The 23335-nt window shown below is 61.8% G+C and carries 20 protein-coding genes; 9 read left to right on the top strand and 11 right to left on the bottom strand.

All coding sequences use genetic code 11. The features are described from left to right. Positions 1 to 206: 206 nt before the first annotated feature. A complete protein-coding gene (locus tag BXY39_RS05995; RefSeq protein WP_121937946.1) occupies positions 207 to 2123 on the top strand; it encodes an ABC-F family ATP-binding cassette domain-containing protein in 1917 nt (638 codons plus the stop codon). Positions 2124 to 2135: 12 nt separating this feature from the next. On the opposite strand, the gene BXY39_RS05990 is transcribed toward BXY39_RS05995, so the two are convergent. Beyond that, on the bottom strand, positions 2136 to 2942 hold the full coding sequence (locus BXY39_RS05990; RefSeq protein WP_121937945.1) for an alpha/beta hydrolase: 807 nt from the start codon (positions 2940 to 2942) through the stop codon (positions 2136 to 2138). 140 nt (positions 2943 to 3082) lie between these two features. Between BXY39_RS05990 and BXY39_RS05985 the strand changes: the two genes are divergently transcribed. Then, entirely contained in the window at positions 3083 to 4204 is a 1122-nt protein-coding gene (locus BXY39_RS05985) for a DUF3179 domain-containing (seleno)protein (protein ID WP_170163662.1), read from the top strand. Positions 4205 to 4306: 102 nt separating this feature from the next. Here BXY39_RS05985 and BXY39_RS05980 read toward each other — a convergent pair whose 3' ends face one another. Next, entirely contained in the window at positions 4307 to 4777 is a 471-nt protein-coding gene (locus BXY39_RS05980; protein ID WP_121937944.1) for a DNA polymerase III subunit chi, read from the bottom strand. Positions 4778 to 4824: 47 nt separating this feature from the next. Then, positions 4825 to 6300 (bottom strand): leucyl aminopeptidase, encoded by a 1476-nt coding sequence (locus BXY39_RS05975; RefSeq protein ID WP_121937943.1) that lies wholly within the window; start codon positions 6298 to 6300, stop codon positions 4825 to 4827. Between the two features lie 368 nt (positions 6301 to 6668). Here BXY39_RS05975 and BXY39_RS05970 point away from each other — a divergent pair, with 368 nt between their 5' ends. From BXY39_RS05970 to rsmA, 4 genes are all read left to right on the top strand, one after another. Continuing rightward, entirely contained in the window at positions 6669 to 8966 is a 2298-nt protein-coding gene (locus BXY39_RS05970) for an LPS-assembly protein LptD (protein WP_147453486.1), read from the top strand. A gap of 145 nt (positions 8967 to 9111) precedes the next feature. Beyond that, positions 9112 to 10428 carry a peptidylprolyl isomerase gene (locus BXY39_RS05965; protein ID WP_170163661.1) on the top strand — a complete coding sequence of 439 codons (1317 nt, stop codon included), beginning with the start codon at positions 9112 to 9114 and terminating at the stop codon, positions 10426 to 10428. 19 nt (positions 10429 to 10447) lie between these two features. Next, complete coding sequence (pdxA, locus tag BXY39_RS05960; RefSeq protein WP_121937940.1) at positions 10448 to 11533, top strand: 4-hydroxythreonine-4-phosphate dehydrogenase PdxA; 1086 nt, start codon at positions 10448 to 10450, stop codon at positions 11531 to 11533. Then, entirely contained in the window at positions 11530 to 12414 is an 885-nt protein-coding gene (gene rsmA, locus BXY39_RS05955; protein WP_121937939.1) for a 16S rRNA (adenine(1518)-N(6)/adenine(1519)-N(6))-dimethyltransferase RsmA, read from the top strand. The genes pdxA and rsmA overlap by 4 nt, the downstream gene beginning before the upstream one ends. A 10-nt stretch (positions 12415 to 12424) precedes the next feature. On the opposite strand, the gene gmk is transcribed toward rsmA, so the two are convergent. From gmk to fabD, 7 genes are all read right to left on the bottom strand, one after another. Continuing rightward, positions 12425 to 13075 (bottom strand): guanylate kinase, encoded by a 651-nt coding sequence (gene gmk, locus BXY39_RS05950; RefSeq protein ID WP_121937938.1) that lies wholly within the window; start codon positions 13073 to 13075, stop codon positions 12425 to 12427. An 11-nt stretch (positions 13076 to 13086) separates the two neighbouring features. Further along, positions 13087 to 13974, bottom strand: coding sequence for a YicC/YloC family endoribonuclease (locus tag BXY39_RS05945; RefSeq protein ID WP_121937937.1), 888 nt, complete (start codon positions 13972 to 13974; stop codon positions 13087 to 13089). Between the two features lie 149 nt (positions 13975 to 14123). Next, on the bottom strand, positions 14124 to 15146 hold the full coding sequence (gene mltG, locus BXY39_RS05940) for an endolytic transglycosylase MltG (RefSeq protein ID WP_121937936.1): 1023 nt from the start codon (positions 15144 to 15146) through the stop codon (positions 14124 to 14126). A 57-nt stretch (positions 15147 to 15203) separates the two neighbouring features. Further along, the gene (gene fabF / locus BXY39_RS05935) at positions 15204 to 16475 is read right to left on the bottom strand and encodes a beta-ketoacyl-ACP synthase II (RefSeq protein ID WP_121937935.1); all 1272 of its coding nucleotides are present in this window, start codon (positions 16473 to 16475) and stop codon (positions 15204 to 15206) included. A 315-nt stretch (positions 16476 to 16790) separates the two neighbouring features. Continuing rightward, positions 16791 to 17024, bottom strand: a complete 234-nt coding sequence (locus tag BXY39_RS05930) for an acyl carrier protein (RefSeq protein WP_121937934.1) — start codon at positions 17022 to 17024, stop codon at positions 16791 to 16793. A 350-nt stretch (positions 17025 to 17374) separates the two neighbouring features. Further along, positions 17375 to 18112 carry a 3-oxoacyl-[acyl-carrier-protein] reductase gene (gene fabG / locus BXY39_RS05925; RefSeq protein ID WP_121937933.1) on the bottom strand — a complete coding sequence of 246 codons (738 nt, stop codon included), beginning with the start codon at positions 18110 to 18112 and terminating at the stop codon, positions 17375 to 17377. Between the two features lie 12 nt (positions 18113 to 18124). Then, complete coding sequence (fabD, locus tag BXY39_RS05920; RefSeq protein ID WP_121937932.1) at positions 18125 to 19060, bottom strand: ACP S-malonyltransferase; 936 nt, start codon at positions 19058 to 19060, stop codon at positions 18125 to 18127. A gap of 347 nt (positions 19061 to 19407) precedes the next feature. Between fabD and rpsF the strand changes: the two genes are divergently transcribed. From rpsF to rplI, 3 genes are read left to right on the top strand one after another with little or no spacing between them, the layout of a single operon-like run. Beyond that, positions 19408 to 19824 (top strand): 30S ribosomal protein S6, encoded by a 417-nt coding sequence (rpsF, locus tag BXY39_RS05910; protein WP_121938372.1) that lies wholly within the window; start codon positions 19408 to 19410, stop codon positions 19822 to 19824. After that, a complete protein-coding gene (gene rpsR, locus BXY39_RS05905; RefSeq protein ID WP_121937930.1) occupies positions 19824 to 20051 on the top strand; it encodes a 30S ribosomal protein S18 in 228 nt (75 codons plus the stop codon). The genes rpsF and rpsR overlap by 1 nt, the downstream gene beginning before the upstream one ends. Before the next feature lie 23 nt (positions 20052 to 20074). Next, positions 20075 to 20704, top strand: coding sequence for a 50S ribosomal protein L9 (gene rplI / locus BXY39_RS05900; protein WP_121937929.1), 630 nt, complete (start codon positions 20075 to 20077; stop codon positions 20702 to 20704). Positions 20705 to 20802: 98 nt separating this feature from the next. On the opposite strand, the gene BXY39_RS05895 is transcribed toward rplI, so the two are convergent. Further along, positions 20803 to 23193 (bottom strand): calcium-binding protein, encoded by a 2391-nt coding sequence (locus tag BXY39_RS05895; RefSeq protein WP_170163660.1) that lies wholly within the window; start codon positions 23191 to 23193, stop codon positions 20803 to 20805. Positions 23194 to 23335: the final 142 nt, after the last annotated feature.

Below are 23335 nucleotides of genomic sequence, written 5' to 3'. Positions count from 1 at the left end.
TCCTTGTTTATTCAGGGCCGTTTCCGGCCGGGATATGAATAGGATGAGCAGCCGGCAAACAATCGGGCACCGATACCGCCGCCAACCGCGAGTCGCGCGCCTTATACCCACATCATCCTTTTCTGTACAGCCCAAGGATACAGCGGCCCACAGCCGATGCCGGGGCGGGTTTGATACAATACGCGCGACATGCTAAGCCGCGCGGCATGCTACAGATTACAGACCTCACATTTCGTATCGGCAACCGGGTACTTTTTGACGGAGCGACAGCCGCCATCCCGTCCGGGCAGAAAGTGGGCCTCGTCGGCCGCAACGGCGCCGGAAAATCCACCCTGCTTTCCCTGATCCGGAGTGAAATCAGCGCCGAGTCCGGTGCTGTCAGTGTTCATCCCAACGCCAGGATCGGGCATGTCGCCCAGGAAGCGCCGGGTCATGACATAAGCCTGATCGACACGGTGATGGCGGCCGACACCGAGCGAACCAGCCTTCTTGCCGAGGCGGAAACGGCAACGGACCCTGAACGCATTGCCTATATCCATACGCGCCTGGCGGACATCGGCGCCCAGTCAGCGGAGGCGCGCGCCGCCAGCCTTCTGGCCGGTCTCGGCTTTGACGATGCGGCGCAAAAGCGCCCATGCAGCAGCTTTTCGGGAGGCTGGCGGATGCGTGTCGCCCTGGCCTGCGTGCTGTTTACAGCACCCGACCTTCTGCTTCTGGACGAACCCACCAACTATCTGGATCTGGAAGGTGTGATCTGGCTGGAGAGCTATCTGAAAAGCTATCCCTACACAGTCCTGATCGTCAGTCACGACCGGGGCCTCTTGAACAATGCGGTGGGCCACATCCTGCACCTTACCAACGGCAAGCTGTACCGCTATGCCGGCGGATATGACGCGTTCGAGGAACAGCGCCGCGCCGCCCTGGAACGGCAGATGGCCCTGAAATCCAAACAGGAGGCCGAGCGCCGGCGGATCGAGGCCTTCGTCGAACGTTTCCGTGCCAAGGAGTCAAAGGCCCGGCAGGCACAAAGCCGCATGAAAATGCTGGCCCGTATGAAACCGATCGCCAGCGTCGTCGAAGACAACACCATTCCGTTCGATTTTCCCAAACCGGAACCGTTATCGTCGCCCCTGATCACACTGGAGGGTGCAAGCGCGGCTTATGGCGACAATACCCCCGTTCTCAAACGGCTGGATTTGCGGGTGGATATGGATGACCGCATCGGTCTCCTGGGCGCCAACGGCAACGGCAAATCCACCTTTGCCAAGCTGTTGTCAGGCCGGCTGACGCCGGCGGAAGGCAAGCTGCGGCGTCCCCGCGCCCTGAAAATCGGATATTTTGCCCAACACCAGCTTGACGAACTGATCCCGGCAGCCAGCCCTTACGACCATCTTGAAAAGCTTCTGCCCGACATGACAGAAGCCCGCCGGCGGGCCAGGCTTGCCGCCTTCGGTTTTGGCGAGGATAAGGCAGACCGCCCCGTCAACAGCCTGTCCGGCGGTGAAAAGGCACGGCTTCTGTTCGCGCTGGCCACTTTGGAGAAACCGCAAATTCTGATCATGGACGAACCGACCAACCATCTGGACGTGGACAGCCGGGAAGCCCTTATTCATGCCATCAACGGTTATGACGGCGCGGTTCTGCTGATCAGCCATGACCGCCACCTGCTGGAAGCCTGCGTCGACCGGCTGTGGCTTGTGGGTGACGGCAAGGTCAGCCCTTTTGACGGCGATCTGGACGACTATCGCCGTTATCTGGGGGAACTGCGCCGCGGGTCCCGCAAGACGCCGGATGGCGTTGCCCAGAGCGGCAGCGGCGAGACCAGCCGCAAGGCCGCACGCCAGAAAGCGGCGGCGGACCGGCAACGTCTGGCGCCCTTTCGCAAGGCCGTTGAAAAGGCTGAACAGGACGTCGTGCGCCACGAAAACCGGCGGGATACATTGCAGACAAAACTTTCAGACCCGTCCCTGTACGCGCAGGACAGAACCGACGGCCCCGCCACGATTACCGACCTGCAGAAGAAGCTGGCCCGCGCGGAAGAGGATCTGGCTGCGGCGGAAGAAACCTGGCTGGCAGCGGAAGATGCCCTGCACAATGCCGAAAACACGCTGAAATCCGCCTGATCGTGGCGCGGTCTAAAGACCGCTCCACCGCAGGGCGATGTCCTCCTGGACGAGAGCTGTCCATGGCAGGTCGCCGTGCCCGGCGCCGGCGACCTCCACAAAGGCATCGTCAGCCCCCATGACGGATTTCAGCTCCGCGCCCGAGGCAAAAGGCACCACTGCGTCCGCTGTACCGTGATAGATCACGATACGGGCCGTGTGCGCCTGCATCAGCTTCAGGTCCGAGCGTAGGGGGAACCGGCTGATGAAGGTGGGCACCCAGGGGTACCGGCGGCGCCCCAGATCCAGAATAGACTTCATGGGGGCGAACAGAATCAGATCCTCGACCGGGCGGGTGGCGGCCACATGTGACGCCTGCGTACTGCCGAAGGAATACCCGACGACACGGATATCCTGTTGTCCGTAGCGTTCACGGGCCAGATCATACCAGGCTTCCGCATCGGCCAGCAGCGCATCCTCGCTCAGCGGGCCACGGCTTTTACCGAAACCGCGATAGTCCATCGACATGACGTCAAAACCCAGTCCCAGAAAGGTGCGCGCCATTTTGGAACTGTTGCCGACATTGCCCGCATTGCCCTTATAGTACAGGACAAGTCCGCGCGCGGGCACCGCGGCATCCGTGCGAAACAAAACACCGTGCAGCCGCGCACCGTCACGCTCCAGCCAGATATCTTCGACCGTCGTATCAAAGGCATAGGCATGATTGTCGGCGACAGGCGCGAAATTCAGCATCAGATGTTCCTGCCGGACATAAATCACGCCAAGCATGACACCATAAATGACGATCAGCCCGACACATGCCCGTGCCCACCAGCGCATGGCATCCCCCCCCCTTTTTCAGCCACGAACCTCATGGCAATGCGTTTCATGGCACATTCATAAAAGTCATGCCATGGTGCCCCCAGCATCAACAGGTCAAACGGACCATGACGGTGCGGGAACATCAAGGGGGTTTCTTCATGACGGTTTGCAAAACGGTTTCCCAGCGTATCACAGCCAGTGTTCTGCTGCTGTTCATGCTAGGCCTTTGCCTGTTTTGCCTGCCGATAAAGCCCGCGGCCATGGGCGATGACCAGACGCTGCTACGCAAACGGGACATACCGGTCCGCATACGCAGGCAATGGCGCGAAACGGATTTCAAGCGCACCACCGTGCCCGAAGACGGCTTCCGTTTCGCCGAGGCACCCAAGGACGGTATCCGGGCCATCGTCAATCCCCGCTTCCGTGGCGTGGCGACAGCGGGACCGACAGCGCAAAGCCCCGTGATCACCGTCACGGTCGGGCAGGTCACGCGGGCCTACCCGCTCGAAATCCTCATATGGCACGAAGTGGTCAATGACACGCTGGACGGTGTCCCCGTCGCCGTCACATACAGCCCGTTCACAAACACCACCATGGTCTTTGACCGGCGCCTGCCAGGCGGTACGGAAGGCGACGCAGACGGCGCGGGTCCGACCCTGACCTTTGGTGTCAGCGGTCATCTGCGATACGGCAATCTGGTCCTGTATGACCGGGAAAGCCAGAGCTGGTGGCAGCAATTCACCGGCACGGGCATCGTCGGCACCCATGCGGATGCGGCATTGACGGTGCTGCCGCACCGGATCGAAAATTACGGGACCTATCAGGCACGGGTGCCGGACGGGATCGTCCTTGCCCCGCCCTATGGCAGCCAGATTGTCTATGGCAGCAGCCCCTATGCCGGATATGACACGCTGGAAAGCTCCCCTTACGCCGTCACCAAGCGCGCGCCAAAACGCGGGACAGTCCAGTCAGCCATGACGGACGGCATGGCTGACAGCATCCGGGCCAGCCGTATCGTGCGGGTCGGCACGCAGGCCTGGCCCCTGCCGGCCATTGCCCAGGCCGGACGGCTGGAAGGTCCCGACGGTCTCATCTTCACATGGCAACCGGGCACTCTGTCGGTTCTGGACAGCCAGATCGTGGTCCGCAGCAATGCCATAGGCTCGGTGCTGGTACAGCGCCGGGCGGGCGACGCCCTGGAAGGCGTGTCCTACAGTCTCGACTTCGCGTATGCCTACAAGGCGTTCTATCCGGACCGAGGACTGCTGAGCCTGCCCTGAGCGGTTTACCGCTCAGAGGGCGCTCCGAATATCCTGATTGCCTGCATTTTGCCGCCCGCACGGAACAAACGGCCCGCCCTACCGACAAGGGCTGGCAGTCTTCTACGACCCGCTGCCGGCCACCTGCCGCACCTGCTGCCATCCGCCCCGTTCGCCCTGCTGCCAGTAGGACATGGCCAGCCCCGCCGCCTTGAAATCGCGCCAGTGGGTCCGCGCGGCCTCGACAATATCCGGATTGCGACCGTCGAACATATAAAGGGTGCGGTCATAGCGTTCGATATCGGGGCTGGCGGTGCCGTCTATCAGCACCAGAACATCCGCATCCGCCGGATTATCATCATCCGTTGTCAGCAACACGGGCTGATCGGCGTCATGATCGCCGCCAGCCCGTGCGTGGGGCAGAAAACTGCCCGGATCATAGATCCACAGCGCCCTGTCCAGGGTCTCGGCAAGACCTTTGTCCGGCACTTTTACAAGCGCCTTGTGACCGGCCTGCAAGACCTTTTCCAGCAGGCGCGGCAAGGCCTGTTCCACGGGCTGGCGTTGCAGGTGATAAAAGCGGATTTCAGGCATGGCCCCCCGCATTCAATGGCTGTCGGCCCTCGGCGTCGAGAATGGCCTCAGGACTTGTCCTCGGGTTCATAGCCGTCTGCGACAAAACGGTCCAGCAAACGGACGCCGTAACCGGTGCCGCCCTTTTCGCTGAGCGGCAGGTCCTTATCCGACCAGACGGTGCCCGCCACATCGATATGGGCCCACGGGACATCATTGGTGAACCGTTTCAGAAACTGTGCCGCCGTGATCGATCCGGCCCCTCTGCCGCCGATATTCTTCATATCCGCCGTCGGCGTGTTGATCAGCTTGTCGTAAGAATCATGCAGGGGCAGCCGCCACGTTTTGTCGCCCGTGTCGGCACCGGCGGCGAAAAGTCCGTCGGCAATGGCGTCGTCATCGGTGAAAAATCCGGCATATTCATGCCCCAGGGCAACGATCATGGCCCCTGTCAGGGTGGCAAGGTCGATCATCAGGCGGGGCTTGAAACGGTCCTGGCAGTACCAAAGCGCATCGGCCAGCACCAGCCGCCCTTCGGCGTCGGTGTTCAACACTTCGATCGTCTGGCCGGACATGCTGGTCACCACGTCGCCGGGGCGCTGGGCGGTTCCGGACGGCATGTTTTCCACCAGACCGACGACACCGACCACATTGACACGGGCATTGCGCCCCGCCAGCGCCTTCATCAGTCCCACGACAATGCCGGCGCCGCCCATGTCCCATTTCATCTGGTCCATGCCTTCGCTGGGCTTGATGGAAATACCGCCCGTGTCAAAGGTGACGCCCTTGCCGATGAAAGCCAGCGGCGCATCGTCTTCCTCGCCGCCCATCCAGCGCATGATGACAAGCTGGGAGTCATGCTGTGAGCCCTGCCCGACCGCCAGCAGCGACCGCATGCCCAGCCCGTCCATCTCCGTCTCGCCGAGAACCTCGACATCGATCCCGATATCGGCCAGCTCCCTGATCCGGTCGGCGAAACTATTGGGATAGAGGATATTGGCGGGCTCGGATATGAGGTCCCGCGTCAGAAAAACACCGTCGGCCACGGCCTTGCGGGGTGAAAACCCGTCCTTCGCCGCGCCGGGTTCGGCACACAGCAACGAGATTTCATGGAGAGACGGTTTTTTGGTCTCGGGCTCTTTCGTACGGTATTTGTCGAAGCGGTAGCTTCTGAGCAGGGCCCCCTCGGCCAGGGCGACGGGATCGATCGTGTCGTCGATGACAAAGCCGGCCGTTACACTGCCCGATGTCAGCAGCTTCGCCGTGGCCGCCGCCCCGCAAATGAGAAAATCGCCTTCGCTGTTCGCGCCTTTGCCCAGACCAACGAGAATCAGGCGCTCCAGCCCGGTGCCTGCGGGGCTGAGAATTTCCAGCACATCGCCTTTGCCGGCCTTGAAACGGGACGCCGCGACCGCGCGTTCCAGGGCCCCACCCGCCGCCTCGTTCGCTTCGCCCGCCATACCGTCAAACATCCCGTCTTCCGTGACGAAATAGACCGCCGCTCCGTTTTTCGGATGCGTTCTTGGCGCGAATGTAATGTTCATTGGGTCCCTCTTGCTTTTGCCTGGGTTATGACATGATCTGACGGCACAGTGCCGCACCTTGGATACGCGATTTCAAAATAACACCGGCATCAAATGACTTTCTCATCAATAAAGGCGCTCACCGCCCGCAGGCGATCCACCATGGCTCGTCATTTGCGTCCTCTACCGTGTAATGCCGCCAAGCATGCCCGTTGGCAAGCCATGCTTCAATTTGCCAAGGCACAAAATCCCTTTGGCCTAGACCGTTGCGGATCACAGCAACAGCCGCTATCACAGCATCCAACGGGCAGCGAACGGCCGCGACAAGGCCGAAGGCGCCCGCACAACCTGCCGTTTTCGCCAGGTTCAAGTGCTATCTAGGGGTGCCCGTGGTCCTGCAAAAATCGAAAAGCCGTTCTTTGGCGTCCGCCGACAGGCCGCGTGTGCGCTTTCTTTTGCACCGCCTGGCTGCCGGCTGTGCCCTGTGCGGCCTTGCCGTTGCCGCCATCTGGCCTGCCGACGTCCTGGCACAACCCTCAGGCACCGGCCGTGCGGATATCCCGCCTGACGAAATCGAAATGGCCGCCGACCAGCTGACCTACAACACCGAGACCGGCGATGTCCGGGCGATCGGCCGGGTCAAACTGGTCCGGGACGGCTATGTGCTGGAGGCCGGTGAAATCCGCTACAATGAGCAGCGCGGCACGGCGGAGGCGGTCGGTGCCGTTGAACTGACAATGCCCGACGGTACGCGCATTCTGGCCCCACGGATCCGCCTTGAGGACAATCTGAAACGGGCCTTTGTCGAGGATATCCGTCTGCTGCTGAATGACGGCTCACAGGCGGCGGCCTCGGAAGGCGAGCATGATGACGCCTCGGGCCGCACCACGATGCGCCGCGCCGTCTACAGCCCCTGCGAAGTGTGCGAGGGAGACCCGAACGACACGCCGCTTTGGCAGATCAAGGCCGTCAGGGTCGTTCATGATCGCGGCAAACGCCGCATTTACTATGATGACGCCTTTATCGAATTTCTCGGGGTGCCCTTGTTGTGGACACCGACCTTTTCCCACCCGGACTCCAGTGTCGAACGGGCCAGCGGTCTGCTGCCGCCAAAATTCCGGAACCGGCGCGAGTTGGGGTTCATGGCGTCCCTGCCCTATCACCATGTCTTCAGTCCGTCCCGCGACCTGACGCTGACGCCGATGATCACCACACGAGAAGGACCGGTTCTGGGCGCGGAATACCGCCAGCATCTGGGCTATGGCCATTATGTGGCATCCGGCAGCATCACCAATACGGACGAATTGGACAATCTGGGCAACGACACCGGCCAGAATGAATTCCGCGGCCATATACAGGCCGACGGGCAGTTTCAGCATTCGGATAACTGGCGATCCACATTCCAGTTGGCCTGGGCGTCCGACGATACCTATCTAAGACGCTACAACTTTTCACAGGCCGACGCCCTACAGAATGAATACCACCTGGAGGGATTTTTCGACCAGTCCTACATCTCCGCGCGCAGTCTGGCGTTCCAGGGCCTGCGGACGGAGGATGTGGCCGGTCTGACCGCGTTTGCCCTGCCCCTGATCGACGCCGAATTCATCCCGGACGTCAAGCCGCTGGGGGGGACTGTATCGCTGCGCGGCAATGCCCTTGCCCTGCACCGCACCAGCGGGCTGGACACACAGCGGCTGTCCCTGTCCGCTGCCTGGACACGGCAATGGATCACGGGCCAGGGCCTGGTTTTCGATCTTGATGCGCTGGCGCGGACGGATTTCTACAATATCAACGATGCCGAACGGCCCGATGACGTGGATTTCGCCGGCAATACGGCCGCCAATGAAGGCGGCCAGGACCGGGCGGTGGCCCGTATCACCGGCATGGTCAGCTGGCCTCTGGTCAAAACCACCGGCAGCGGCAGTCACACGCTGGAACCGCTGCTGTCCCTGACGCTGTCGCCCGAAACCGGTGCCCTGCCCAGCCTGGTCAATGAGGACAGCCGTGCCTTCGAACTGAATGCCGTCAATCTGTTCTCATCGGAGCGCGCCGCCGGGTACGACCTGTGGCAGGAAGGCAGCCGTGTCACATACGGCCTGCGCTGGCGTTATGAGGGCCGCCACTGGTCCACCAACATGATGATCGGCCAGTCGCTCCAGATCAGCGGTGACAATCCACAGTTTTTTCAGGGCTCCGGCCTCAGCGGCGACGTGTCCGACATTGTCGGCCAGACCCAGATTTCCTACCGGAACTGGCTGACGATCGATCACCGGTACCGACTGGATGACAGCAATCTGGCCCTGCGCCGGAACGAGATCGACCTGCGCGTCGGCGAGACTGAAAGCTTTATCCGGTTCGGATATCTGATGCTGGACCGGGACCTCACCTTTATCAACAGGGAGGACCGCGAGGAACTGCGGGCCAACGCCCTGTATAAAATCGACCGCAACTGGTCGCTCACCGGACATGTCATCCAGGACCTGACCACCGGCTTCACCGGTGTGCCCGACCCGGCCGGGGATCAGATCGGCGACGGCTTCGAGGGAGTTGAATTCGGCGCCGGCATCAATTACCGCGACGAATGTTTCGAGTTCGGCCTTGGATTCCGCCGTACCTTTACGCGGGACCGGGATATCATTCCCGGAACGCAGTTTCTCTTTGAAATCCGCCTGAGGAATTTGGGGTAGAGGAAAACGGGCAAAATGACTAAGACTGTTGGCAACCAGACTGATGCATCCATCCCGCCCCGGATATTCCCGGGTGTGCGGCATGCCTTAGTCTGGCCGGATACTAATGCCATACATGCCAATAAGAGCAGAGCGTACAAATAGAATGACAAGACAGGTCTTGAGCAAGGTGGCGGGAAGACAGGAATTCAAACGGGCCGTGGTCGCCTGCATGGGTGCCGCGGCAGTGCTGTGGGCAGCATCGGGCGTAGGCAACGGACTTGCCGCCCAACAGCCGTTGAACAGTATCGAGGTTCTCGTCAATGACGAGCCCATTTCGACCTTTGACATCAACCAGCGCCTTCGGCTGGTGATCGCCGTGGCAGGCGGCGTGCGCACACAGGAAGAATTCGAGCGGGTGCGCGAACAGGTGGTGCAAACCATGGTGGATGAGCGCCTACAGGTTCAGGAAGCCGCCCAGAATGAATTGACCATTCAGGACGACCAACTGCAATCCTTCTTCGAACGCAGGGCCCAGGCCGTCGGGCAGACACCGGACCAGTTCGAACAATCCCTGTCCAGTATCGGCGCGTCCAAGAGAACCATGCTTGACCAGATGAATGCCGAACTGGCCTGGTCGCAACTGGTGCAGGGCCGTATGGGCGCCTTTGTCAGCGTGTCGGATGAAGAAGTCGAGGCCTATATCCAGCGTCTGTATGACAATCGCGGCAAATTTGAATACCGCATGGCGGAAATCGTGTTGCTGGTCAACAGTCCGGCACAGGAGGCCAGTGTCCGCGGCACGGCTGAAGAACTGGTCCGGCGTATCCGTGAAGGGTCTTCCTTCCCCGAACTGGCGCAGCAACTGTCCGCGTCGGCATCCGCTGCCGTCGGCGGTGATCTGGGATGGATCACGGCGGATGACCTTGACCCGCTTCAGGCCGAAGTCACCGTTGCCACACCGATTGGCGAGGTTGCGGACCCGATCCGCACCCCCGGCGGCTATCTGATCCTGGCGGTGCGGGACCGGCGGCGTATTCTGACGGCGGACCCGCTGGACGCACAGCTTGCCCTCAGGCAATTGCTTCTGACCACCGAAAAACTGGAAGACGAAGCCGCCACGGCGCGGTTTGAACGTGAAATCGCCGCTTTGAACGGCGAGGAAACCACCTGTGACGACATCGCCCAATATGTGGAGCGTACAGGCGCGGACGGACGGCCTGAAATCGGGCAGCTGCGGGTTCGGGACCTGCAGGGCGCGGCGCGCGCCGCGGTGGAAAGCCTGCCTGTCGGCCAGATCAGCACCATGCTGAAGATGGATGACGGCTGGCGGGCCCTGATCGTCTGTGAACGGTCGGACCCGCAGGTGCAGGAGCCTGATTTCGACCAGATTTACAACCAGATCGAACAGCAGCGCCTGTCGATGATGGCGCGCCGGTATCTTCGCGATCTCAGGCGCGATGCGATTGTCGATTATCGCTGACACGCCAAGACAGCAGTCAATGTCCGTGGACAGAAACACGACAGCGGAAACCGCATCACCACCCGTTGCCCTGACCATGGGCGAGCCCGCGGGGGTCGGACCGTCGCTGATCGCACGCCTGTGGCTGTCACGGGATAAGCACGCCCTGCCCCCTTTCTTTGGAATCGGTTCCCGCACGGCCTTCCTTGCGCATGTCGCGGACCTGCCGGTTCGGGACATTGCCCACCCGGCGGAGACGGCCGCAGCCTTTGACAGCGGCCTGCCCCTGTTGCCGGTGGATATGGCAGGCCCGGTAACGCCGGGTGCGATCTCGGCGGATACGGCCGCAGGGGTTATTGCGGCCCTGGACATGGCGGTTTCCCTCGCGCTCTCGGGCGATGCAGGCGCCATCGTCACCGCGCCCATTCAGAAATCCGCCCTGTATGGTGCTGGTTTCAAGGCGGCAGGGCATACGGACTATCTGGCACAGCGCTGCGGTCTGCCGGCAGAGACCGCTGTCATGATGCTGGCCTGTGACGGCTTGCGTGTGGTGCCCGTAACCGTGCATATCCCCCTGAAGGAGGTTGCGCGGCAGCTGACGCCGGATGCCATTGTCCGTGCGGCCCACGCAACACACGAAGCCCTCAAAACCCGGTTCGGGATTGCCGCGCCGCGTCTGGCCGTCGCGGGCCTCAACCCGCATGCCGGTGAAGACGGCGCCCTCGGCCTTGAGGAAGGCACCCACATTTTGCCGGCCCTGCGCCTTCTGCGCGACCACGGCATGGATATATCCGGCCCGTTTCCAGCCGATACGATGTTCCATGCGGAAGCCCGAAACAGCTTTGACGCAGCCCTCTGCATGTATCACGATCAGGCACTCATCCCCTTGAAAACACTGGATTTCTGGGGCGGGGTCAATGTGACCCTCGGCCTGCCCATCGTCCGCACCTCCCCGGACCACGGCACGGCGCTGGATCTGGTGGCCGACGGCAAGACCCATGAAGCCCGCCTGGACAGCATGCTGGCGGCTTTCAGAATGGCCGTTTCCCTGTCACAGGGTCGCATATCCGCCCCTGCCGCCGGTGATATGTCGGACGGACATTCGCGAACAGAGCCCGCATCGTGACCGGACGACACGATGCCCTGCCGCCCCTGCGCGAGGTCATCAACCGCTATGGACTGCGCGCACAGAAATCCCTTGGGCAGAACTTTCTTCTGGATCTTAACCTTACGGGCCGGATCGCCCGCGTGCCCGGCCCCCTGGCGGGGTGTGCCGTCTATGAAGTGGGACCCGGCCCCGGTGGCCTGACACGCGCCCTGTTGGAAGAAGGAGCGTCCCGTGTCATCGCCGTCGAAAGAGATGCGCGTTGCCTGGATGCCCTTGCCGACATTGCCAGAGCCTATGGAGATGAGGGACGTCTGCGTATTTACAATGACGATGCCCTGAATGTGACGGAAACGGCGCTGATCGCGCCCGAACCGGGTGAAGAGGTCCGTATTGTCGCCAATCTGCCTTACAATGTGGGCACGGCGCTGCTGATCCGCTGGCTGACAGCGGACCCGTGGCCGCCCTGGTACAAGTCGCTGACACTGATGTTTCAGCGTGAGGTGGCGGAACGCATCGTCGCCAAACCGGGCGGCAAAACCTATGGACGGCTGTCGGTTCTGGCACAATGGCGCGCGAAGCCGCGTATCGCCTTCACCGTGCCGTCTTCGGCTTTTACACCGCCCCCCAAGGTCGCCAGCGCCATCGTCCATATCGAGCCCGCGCCCCCTCTGGATGCGGGTCTGGACCTGCGGTCCCTGGAAAAAACCGTGGAAGCGGCCTTCGGACAGCGGCGTAAAATGCTGCGTGCCAGCCTGAAAGCCCTGACATCCGCCCCCGAAACTCTGATCAGGGCGGCCGGACTGGACCCGACCCAAAGGGCGGAAACCCTCAGCGTGGCCGATTTTGTCCGCCTGGCCCGCTGCTATCAGGACCGGGCACAGGGCCCGGCCGGGGATTGACCCGGCAGGCTTACAGCATTTCGCGTTCGCGCAGGAGCCCGCGGACGAAATCCGACAGACCGGGACGGCGGCGGCGGCGTAAACGTTCGGCTTCCAGAATGGTCTGAAGGCGCTCAAACGTCGCATCAAGATCCGAATTGATCAGCACATAGTCATATTCCGCCCAGTGGCTGATCTCGCCATCCGCCTTGGCCATCCGCCGCGCCACGGTTTCGGCACTGTCCTGCGCGCGCTTCTTCAGACGTGCCTCAAGCTCCCGCATGCTGGGCGGCAGCAGAAACACGCGCACCAGATCATCGCTGGCACTTTCGGCAAGCTGCTGGGTTCCCTGCCAGTCGATATCGAACAGGACATCCCGTCCGGCGTTCAGGGCTTCCATGACCGGTCCGCGCGGGGTCCCGTAGTGATTGCCGAAGACCTCGGCATGCTCCAGAAGCTCGCCGCCGGCCACCATGGCGCCGAAACGTTCATGGCTGACGAAAAAATAATCCTTGGCATCCTCCTCGCCGGGACGGGGAGGACGCGTCGTCGCGGAAACGGACATCACCAGGGAAGGATCGCTGTCCAACAACCGACGGGACAGTGTCGTCTTGCCCGCACCGGACGGCGAAGACAGAACCAGCATCAGGCCACGGCGGTCATGAACGGACTTCTGGACCATGGATATTTCCCCTACTCGATATTTTGAACTTGCTCGCGAAACTGGTCGATCAGCCCTTTCAGCGCCAGCCCAATACGGGTCAGGGCCACATCGCCGGACTTCGCGCAGAGCGTATTGGCTTCGCGGTTCAGTTCCTGGGACAGAAAGTCAAGCTGACGGCCTGCCGGAGAGCCACCGGCAACCAGATCGCGTGCCTGGGCAAAATGGCTGTCCAGCCGGTCCAGTTCTTCCCGGATATCCGCTTTGACGGCCATGATGGCCACTTCCTGCGCCAGTCTTTCGTCCGAAACCGGTTTCGCCACATCGCCGAGACGGTCCAATTGCTCACGGAAACGCCGGTGCATGGCGGCCACCCTGTCACCGGCGGCCTCTTCGGCCTGACGCTTGAGCTCCGACATGTCGTCAAGTTGGGTGCCCAGCATCGCGGCAAGACGGGCGCCTTCATCGCGCCGGCCTTTGGACAGCATCACCAGACAGGCGTCAAAGCTTTCCATCAGGGCTGCGGAAATACCTTCCAGACTGTCTTGATCCACCTGGCTTCGCTGCTGTTCGACCACGCCCTTGACCGCCAGCAGGCCGTCCAGCCGTGCCGGCGCCACGCCGGGCCGGTCCGCATACCGCGCGACAATATCCAGCAGGGCTTCCAGCCGGCCTTCATTAACGGTGAAATCGTCCGCCCCTTCTTCGCGGTCCAGATCAAGCGTGACAAAAACGGCCCCCCGCGTGCACGCCTTTCGCACAGCGGTCTTGATGCGGGCCTCCAGCGTTTCGAGAAAAGAGGGCAGTTTCAAGCGGATATCGAGTGCCTTGTGATTGACGCTTTTGACCTGCCAGCGCCAGCGGAACGGCCCCTCACTGCCGCCAAGCTCGGCAAAGCCCGTCATGCTTGTCAGTGTCACGCCAAGGTCTCCTCGTATCGCAGGCCGTGCGTCTCGGGCGACGCGCTGGAAAGTGCCGCGCACTATAGTCATTGCAGTGGGAAAAAACAGAGGGCAATGGGAAAAAACAGGGGTTTTTCTCGGACATATGCATGACGCATACATATGTTTCACCGCTGGTTGCGCTCCACTTGACGCCAGCGGGCAACATTGCGGTTGTGGTCTTCGAGCGTGCGGGCAAAAGCGTGTCCCCCGGTACCATCCGCGACAAAGTAAAGATAATCGACCGGTGCCGGATCCAGAACGGCGGCAAGGGCCGCGCGCCCCGGATTGGCGATCGGTGTCGGCGGCAGACCGCGTATGCGATAGGTATTGTAGGGTGTTTCGCCGGCGAGGTCCCGCCGGCTCAGCGGCCGGCCGATATCGCCGGTTCTGTCCAGGCCGTAGATCACTGTCGGATCGGACTGAAGGCGCATGCCCGCCCTCAGACGGTTGACGAATACGGCGGCGACCAGCGGACGCTCATGCGCCACACCGGTTTCCCTTTCCACGATAGAGGCCAGAATGACCGCTTCGCGCGGTGTGGCAATCGGCAGGTCATAATGCCGCTGGGTCCACAGGCGTTGCAGTGTATCCGTCAAAGCACCCCGCATACGGTCCAGCAATGCCGCGCCGGTATCGCCGCGCTCGTAGAAATAGGTGTCCGGCAGAAGGCTGCCTTCCGCCGGCAAATCGCCATAGGGGGCAACGACGCCTTCGCTGTTGCGGATCAAATCCATCACAACAGCGCTGGTCAGGCCTTCGGGCACGGCCAGACGCCTTTTGAAACGGCGACCGTCCACCATGTCCGTCAAAAGACCGGCCAGGCTCTGCCCCGATACCAGTTCATATTCCCCGGCCTGAAGGGCACGGTCCCACCCTTTCAGACGGACGGTCAGACGAACATGCCAGGACCGGCGGGCCAGACCGGCCCGCACCGCTTCCCGCGCGACATCATGGGTTCCGCCGCCCGGCGGCAGATAGATCAGGCTTCCCGCGCGTCCGGAAAAACCCTGGGCCGACCACTGTGTGAACAGGGCTGCCGCAACACAGACAATACAGAGAAAAGACCCCGCCAGAACGGTGACCGACGCCATCATATGCCGCAAAAGACTGACGGTTTTCAGGGCACGGGGCGGGGGCGACGCAGTCATGGAACGTCCTTTGCCGCACCCGCTCCGTCAGGTTCCGGACAGTGCCTGCGGCAATCCTCAGTTTCCGGCATAATCCCGCACGACCAGCGTCGCATTGGTACCGCCAAACCCGAAGGAATTGGACAGAGCGGCCCTGACGGTACGCTCACGCGCTTTATGCGGCACCAGGTCGATCCCCGTACAGCTTTCCGCCGGATTGTCCAGGTTCAGGGTCGGTGGCACAACACCGGTGCGCACGGATTGGATGGCAAAAATCGCCTCCACCGCGCCCGCGGCCCCCAAAAGGTGGCCTATGGCCGATTTGGTCGACGACATGGACACCTGGCCCGCCGCATCGCCCAGCAGGCGTTTCACGGCGGCAAACTCGATCTCGTCGCCCAGCGGGGTGGAGGTCCCATGGGCGTTGATATAGCCGAGATCCTCCGGATTCATCCTGGCGCGTTTCATCGCCGCCTGCATGGCGCGAAAGGCACCGCCACCTTTCGGGTCCGGGGCGGTCACATGATGGGCATCGCCCGACATGCCGTAGCCGACGATCTCGGCATAGATTTTCGCCCCGCGTGCCTTGGCATGCTCCAGCTCTTCCAGAACGACAACACCGGCGCCCTCGCCCATGACAAAGCCGTCACGACCCTGATCCCAAGGCCGGGACGCGGCTTTCGGCGTATCGTTGAAACCGGTCGACAGCGCCCGCGCCTGGGAAAATCCGGCAAGGCCGATACGGCAGATGGACGCCTCGGCCCCGCCCGCGATCATGACATCGGCATCCTCCAGGGCAATCATGCGCGCCGCATCGCCAATGGCATGGGTCCCCGTGGCACAGGCCGTGACCACGGCGTGGTTCGGTCCCTTGTATCCGTATTTGATCGAAACCTGTCCGGAGGCCAGATTGATGATCGATCCGGCGATAAAGTGCGGACTGACCCGCTTGCGCCCGCGCTCCTCCAGAAGTACCGAGGTATCGGCAATCCAGCTGAGACCGCCGATGCCGGCACCGATCAGCACCCCGGTGCGCTCACACGCTTCCTCGCCCGGGTCGGTCCATCCGGCATCCTCGACGGCCTGCCCCGCAGCGGCGAGGGCAAAGACGATAAAATCATCGACACGGCGGCGCTCTTTTTCCGTGATCCATTTTTCGGGATTGAAGGTGCCGTCGGTACCGTCACCGAACTTGACTTCGCAGCCGATGGTGCAGGGAAATTCGCTTGCATCAAATTTGGCGATGGTATCGGCACCGGATTCGCCGTTGACCAGGCGCTCCCAGGTGGTGTCTATGCCGTCACCAAGCGGCGAGACCATCCCCATACCGGTCACAACTACGCGTCTCATCAAACGTCTCCCTTTAACGCCGGACCGGGCAATCCGGTATCCATCGCGGCGCCCCATATTCATTCGGGTGCCGGTGCGAACGGCCCCTTGAAAAATCAGGCCCCTTCATCCCCATCGCCGGCCAAACCCATCACGGGCCAACCACAGGCCGGTCACAGGCACCCCAATCACGCCCCTAATAGACGTATGTCGAAATAAAAAGGGCAACAGTCAACCCAAACGGTGCGTCTGTTGCCCTGAAGCGGTTATCGTCCTGACGGTTTTCGCGGCCCCGAATGCCTGCCCGCAGGCGGTTCCGGGACCGTGCGGTCCGTGTCAGGCGTTTTCGTTGATAAAGTCGATCGCGTCTTTGACAGTCTGAATCTTTTCAGCCGCTTCATCCGGAATTTCGATCCCGAACTCCTCTTCAAAAGCCATGACAAGCTCGACCGTATCAAGGCTGTCCGCGCCCAGGTCATCAATAAAGCTGGCGGTTGCACTAACTTTGTCTTCGTCGACGCCCAGGTGTTCGACTACAATTTTTTTCACCTTGTCGGCAATGTCGCTCATTGCTCTTCCCTTCGCTGTTTCGCCCACCCGGGGCCAGATAATTCGTTCGTATCAACTGCTACGCCACTCTGCAACGGCGGCAGATACCCCGTGAGAGGTGCGGGTTTTCCATGCCCGTTGTCATGAACATGCACCAACCCGGAGCCGGCATATATATGTGTTGGTAAAGGCGTAAGTGAAGCCCGTTTGTCAAGCCTGTTCACCGGGGCGACCCCCGGCTTTACTGACATCCCTTCCAACCTTGGCCCGCTGGTAACACAGAATACCGGGCTTGAGAAGCTTCTGTTACAGCCCCGCCAGGCAAATCACGGCACGCGTGCAAAACGGCGCTTCAGGCGGCCGTCCCGCCGTCAGATCATGACCATGCCGCCATTGACGTGCAATGTCTGGCCGGTGACATATCCGGCTTCATCGCTGGCGATGTACAGAACAGCCGCCGCGATATCGTCCGGACTGCCCAGACGGCCCGATGGAATATTGGCCGTGATCGCGCCTTTCTGATCGTCGGTGAGAGCATCGGTCATGGGTGTGACGATAAAACCGGGCGCAATACAGTTGACGGTGATGCCACGGCTTGCCACCTCCTGTGCCAGGGATTTGGACAGCCCCACGAGGCCCGCCTTGGCGGCGGCATAATTGGCCTGCCCCGGATTGCCGGTCGTACCCACCACGGAGGTAATGTTGATGATGCGTCCGAACCGGGCCTTCATCATCGCCCGCAGGCATCCACGGGACAGACGAAAGGCGGATTCCAGATTGACCTGAAGAACGCTGTCCCAGTCATCGTCCTTCATGCGCAAAGCGAGATTGTCGCGGGTAATCCCCGCATTGTTGACCAGAATATCGACCCGCCCCATGGTCTCGGCCGCCTGTTTCGCCAACAGGTCCACGCCGGCACGGTCCGAGAGATCCGCCGGCAGAACATGGGCACCCTCGCCAAGGTTTTCCGCCAGTTCACGCAATTTGCCCTCGCGCGTACCCGATAGACCGACGGTGGCGCCGGCGGCATGCAGTGCCCCGGCAATCGCCGCGCCGATACCGCCGGTGGCGCCTGTGATCAGGGCGGTTTTGCCTTCAAGACTGAACATTCGTGTATCTCCTTACAGTGCGGCGGCAAAAGCCTCGACGTCGTCCGGCCCCTGCAATGATATGGTTGCAAGATCGCGGTTGATCCGCCTGGCAAGGCCGCTGAGTACCTTGCCGGCGCCGGCTTCAACCACCGTGTCGACACCGAGGCCGGCAAAACCGGCCACCGTTTCCCGCCAGCGCACCGGCGCCGTCACCTGCTCGACCAGCAATTCGCGGATGTGTGACGGATCGCTGACGGGCATCGCGGTCACATTGGCGACAACCGGGACGGACGGCTGGTTAATCTCGGTACCAGACAGCGCATCGGCCATGGCATCGGCGGCCGGCTGCATCAGGGGACAGTGAAAAGGCGCGGACACCGGCAACAGAACGCCCCGCTTTGCCCCGCGCGCCTTGGCGATATCAATGGCACGTTCAACGGCGGCCTTGTGCCCTGATACGACCACCTGACCGTCGGCGTTATCATTGGCCGCGACACAGACCTCGGCGCCGGCGGCCTCTTCCGCCACCGTCCGTACGGTTTCCAGATCCAGGCCGAGCAAGGCGGCCATCGCCCCCTGCCCGACGGGAACGGCGGCCTGCATGGCCTGTCCGCGCCGCTTCAGCAGGCGCGCCGTATCGGACAGGCTGAGAGCCCCGGCAGCGGCCAGGGCCGAATATTCTCCGAGAGAGTGCCCCGCCACGTGGCTGGCCATATCCGTCAGCACCTTCCCGTCCGAGGCCAGCACCCGGATCACGGCCAGCGAGTGCGCCATCAGTGCCGGTTGGGTGTTTTCCGTCAGGCGCAACGTATCGTCCGGCCCTTCCCACATGAGATGGCTGAGTTTCTGGTCAAGCGCGTCGTCCACTTCCTCAAACACCTCGCGGGCGGCGGCATGACCGTCGGCAAGGTCGCGTCCCATACCGACAAACTGGCTGCCCTGTCCGGGAAAAACGAAAGCCCGCATGCTGATCCCCCTCATGATCGGTATAAATTCGCAGGATACTGTTCCGTCCGCGACACATGCGGCCACGGACAGCCCGCACCGGACATGGCACAGCCAGTCGGCGGTTGCAAGGAAAGGCCGGACAGGCGTGGGGCCAGTGCCCTTGAAGCCGTGCTTTTCTCTTGCCCTTCGGGAAGACCGACGGTATATAGCCGCGTCCTGCGCCGCAGCCCGGATCAATATGCCGGGGTTGCGGGCAGGCATTCTGGAGCAAGCTGGAGGCGTCATTATCCACTGACAGTGGCCCCGAAATTAGAACGGGTCCTGACCGGGGATGGGACGAGCGATCAGCGTATATGGAGACGGAAATGGCTTTTTACGAGCACATTTTCATCGCGCGGCAGGACATCAATGCCTCGCAGGTGGAAAGCATCACGGCCGAATTTACCGGCATCGTGGAAGAAAACGGCGGCAAGGTCGCAAAGAATGAATATTGGGGCCTGAAAAATCTGGCCTACAAAATCAAGAAAAACCGCAAAGGGCATTATGTCCTTTTGAACATCGACGCTCCCGCCGGCACCCTGAGCGAGCTGGAGCGCAGGGCGCGTCTGCATGATGACATCATCCGCTACATGACTGTCCGGGTCGACGAAATCGAGGAAGGCCCTTCCATCGTTCTGCGCAGCAAAGCCGAACGCGACCGCCGCGGCGGCCCGCGCGGTGACCGTGACAGAGGTGATAGGGGCGACCGGGGTGGCCGCTTCGAGAAGAGGGAGGCACGCTAATGGCACAACGTCCGTTTTTCCGCCGCCGCAAAACCTGCCCGTTTTCCGGCGATAACGCCCCCAAGATCGATTACAAGGATGTAAAGCTGCTTCAGCGCTATGTGTCCGAACGGGGCAAGATCGTTCCAAGCCGTATTTCCGCCGTTTCCGCCAAGAAACAGCGTGAACTGGCGCGTGCGATCAAGCGGGCGCGCAACATCGCGCTCCTGCCGTTCGTCGTTCAGTAACCCCCGTAAAAGAGGAGACGGAAATGCAAGTCATTCTTCTGGAACGGGTCGAGAAACTTGGCCAGATGGGCGATATCGTCACGGTTAAGGACGGCTTTGCCCGCAATTTCCTGCTGCCGCAGAAAAAAGCCCTGCGCGCAACGGACAGCAACAAGGCGGTTTTCGAGGCACAGCGTGCACAACTGGAAACCGAAAACCTGCAACGCCGCGAGGAAGCCGAGGTCGTCGCCGCGCAAATGGCCGACCTGAAAGTGGTCATGATCCGTGCCGCCGGTGAATCCGGCCAACTGTACGGTTCGGTTTCAAGCCGCGATATTTCCGATGCCGTGACCGAGGCCGGCGCCACCATCGCCCGCACTCAGGTTATCCTGAACCGCGCGATCAAGACGCTGGGCCTGCATGACGTCGCCATACGTCTGCACCCGGAGGTGGTCGTGACTGTCGCCGTCAATGTGGCCCGTTCCCTTGAGGAAGCGGAAACCCAGTTTGAGACCGGTGCCGCCGTGGTGGCAATGGACGACCTCGAAGACGAAGTCTCCTATGAGGACGATGTCGAAGAGGCCGAAGACCTGGCGGCTGGCGAACAGGAAACCGACGACGCCGACAGCGGCGAAACGGCCGAAACCGCCGATCAGGATACAGAGACGGTCTGAAGCCTGTACGGTTTTAAGACAAATATTTGCGATCAGGGCGGCACCCGATAACCGGGTGCCGCCCTTTTTGCTAGACAGCTGCTTACAGGATGGGCTTGCTATCCGATCACAATGTCCGCTGACAGGAAATCTGTCGGCGTCAGGCCGGTGAAAAACAGGCTCTGCCCTTCGGCCAGATCAAGCCGCACGCCGAAAACACCGTCGACATTCGCCAGTTCCATGGACCCGACAACGCCGGCACTGCCTGCAAACCGGTCTGAAAACGCATTCAAAATCAAACGGTCCTCATCCACGTCAAAATCGTCCACCCTGTCGTGGCCATTGTCCGTGCCGAAAATAAAATCGTCACGTCCCCCTCCGCCGGCAAGCCGGTCATCCCCGGGACCGCCCCATAATGTGTCGCGGCCACCGCCGCCATTGAACAATTCATCGTCATCCGCCCCGCCGAGGATCAGGTCGTCTCCGCCGGACGCAAAAATCAGATCATTGCCGTTGCCGCCGTCCAATGTGTCGTTAGGCCCGGACGCGGCGCCGTCGCCCCGGCCGCCATAAAGGACATCGTCCCCGCCGCCGGCGATGATCTCATCGGCACCAACACCGCCCCCCAACTGGTCATGGCCACCACCGCCGAACAGCAGATCGTCTCCGCCGCCGCCCCAGATCGTTTCAGCCGCCATACCGTCCAGACGTGCCTCCGGACGGTCGAACAGTCCGTCCGCCGTCGCGGCCGGTTCCTGCCAATGCCCACCCACCAGGGTATCATCACCGTCACCGCCGAAAATTTCATCGGCACCGTCCCTGCCGGCACGGGTAAGCGCCGACGGCAGCCCGGCGGCCGGGCTGATCACATTGCCGCCGATGATCAGATCATTCCCGCCGCCACCGCCCAGGACATCCGCGCCCCCGGCACCGACAAGCGTATCGCGCCCCTGATCGCCGGCACCGGCAAAGACAGCGTCGTCTCCCTCACCGGCATCGACGAGGTCATCGCCGGCAAGCCCGACAAGAACATCATCGCCGGCACCGCCGAACAGCCGGTCGCCGTCTTCGCCGCCGCGCAAGCGGTCCGCATCGGCGCCGCCGGCCAGGGGATTGTCCAATGTCATGACACCATCCCCGGCAACGGCGGCAAGGATATCGCCGTCAAACGACACGCTGTTGCGCGCGGCATCGAATATCGTCGCCGATACCAGGCGATAGGTCCCGCCAACGCTGTCCTCGGGAAGGGTGAAGGTGGCCGCCGTGCCGGAGACGGCACCTTCAAGGCGCAGCGCTGCCCCGTCCGGGCCGTCGAAAACCAGGGCCAGCCTGTCAAGACCGTCACCGCCATCGTCACCCGTCAGTGTCACGGCAAAACTGGTCTGGCCGCCCGCCACATCCAGAACCGACGGCAGGACAAGACTGTCCAGCTCCGGCGACGTATCGTCGCCGCGCAGGGACCGGTCGACAAGACGCAGCGCCGTTGCAAAGCCAAGCTCTTCCAGCTCTGCGGTGTCGTAGGTTCTTGCATTGCCCACCGCATCAACCAGTGTCAGGGAGGACAGCACATAATCGCCCACCGGGGTGTCGTCCGGCGCATCCACGCCCAGCCTGACCCTGCGGCCGAAATCATCGCCGGGATCGTCTTCCACCCGCGAGGCCGCCAGCACCGCACCGTCAGGGCCGGTAAATGTCAAAGTCACGGCGGTGACACCGGCGTCCTCTTCCAGCAGGTCAATATCCACGTCGAAGTCGAAGTCGTCATCGTCGATAAACAGCCGCGCCGGAAAACTCACCCCGTCCAGTGCAGGCGCGGTCGTATCGCTTCTTTCATTGACGACTTCAAAGAAACGACCTGTCCGGTCGGACAGCGTTTCCTCATCCAATACCGTAACATTGCCAGCCAAGTCACTGACTTGTAATTCAATAATTTCGTAAGTGCCGGCCGGGCTGTTCCGGTCCAAATCAAAAGGCACATCGACAAGGTCGCCATCCACCGCATCGGCGGATGCATGTATCAGATCACCGTTCGGTGCACGCAGCGTCACCGTGGCCCGCGCCAGCCCGGCGGTATCGTCGCTCATATCCAATGCAAAAACCGGCCCGTCCGTATCCGCCAGATCGACCACCGCGTCCGTCAGGCTGATGCCGGCGATCACAGGCCCGACATCATCGGCAAGATCATTCACCACGGTAATGGTGTCGGATGCGGCGGACCCCAGAACATCATCCGCGTCGAAACTGAAATTGACCCCCGGGAAAACGGTGATGATCACCTTGGACAGAACATATCCGCCTTCGGGTGCGTATTCCGGCAGGTCGAAAATGACGGCACGGGCATCGTCATCGGCTTCTGCACTGAACAGAATGCCGGTCGGACCGGTCAGGCGGATTTCCACATTGGTGACGGCACCATCCAGCGCGTCAAAGGGGATTGTCAGCAGGCCGCCATTCGTCACCAGGTCGACTGTGTCCGGCAGAAACAGCTCGATCAGTTCTTCAAGCAGCATACGGTCCCCTCTTATCCCCCATGGAATGTCTACCCTATGGGGCATCGCCGGGGCATCCGCAAGCCCGAAGGGCCGGCAACCACCCGCTCACCTCATCCTTGAAAGATTTGGCGCTGGAACAGACGGGCAGACCTTCAGGCGG

This window comes from Eilatimonas milleporae (assembly GCF_003688555.1).
Taxonomy (GTDB): domain Bacteria; phylum Pseudomonadota; class Alphaproteobacteria; order Sphingomonadales; family Kordiimonadaceae; genus Eilatimonas; species Eilatimonas milleporae.
The sequence above is the reverse complement of the archived record's forward strand: the minus strand, read 5'-3'. Positions and strand labels throughout refer to the sequence as shown.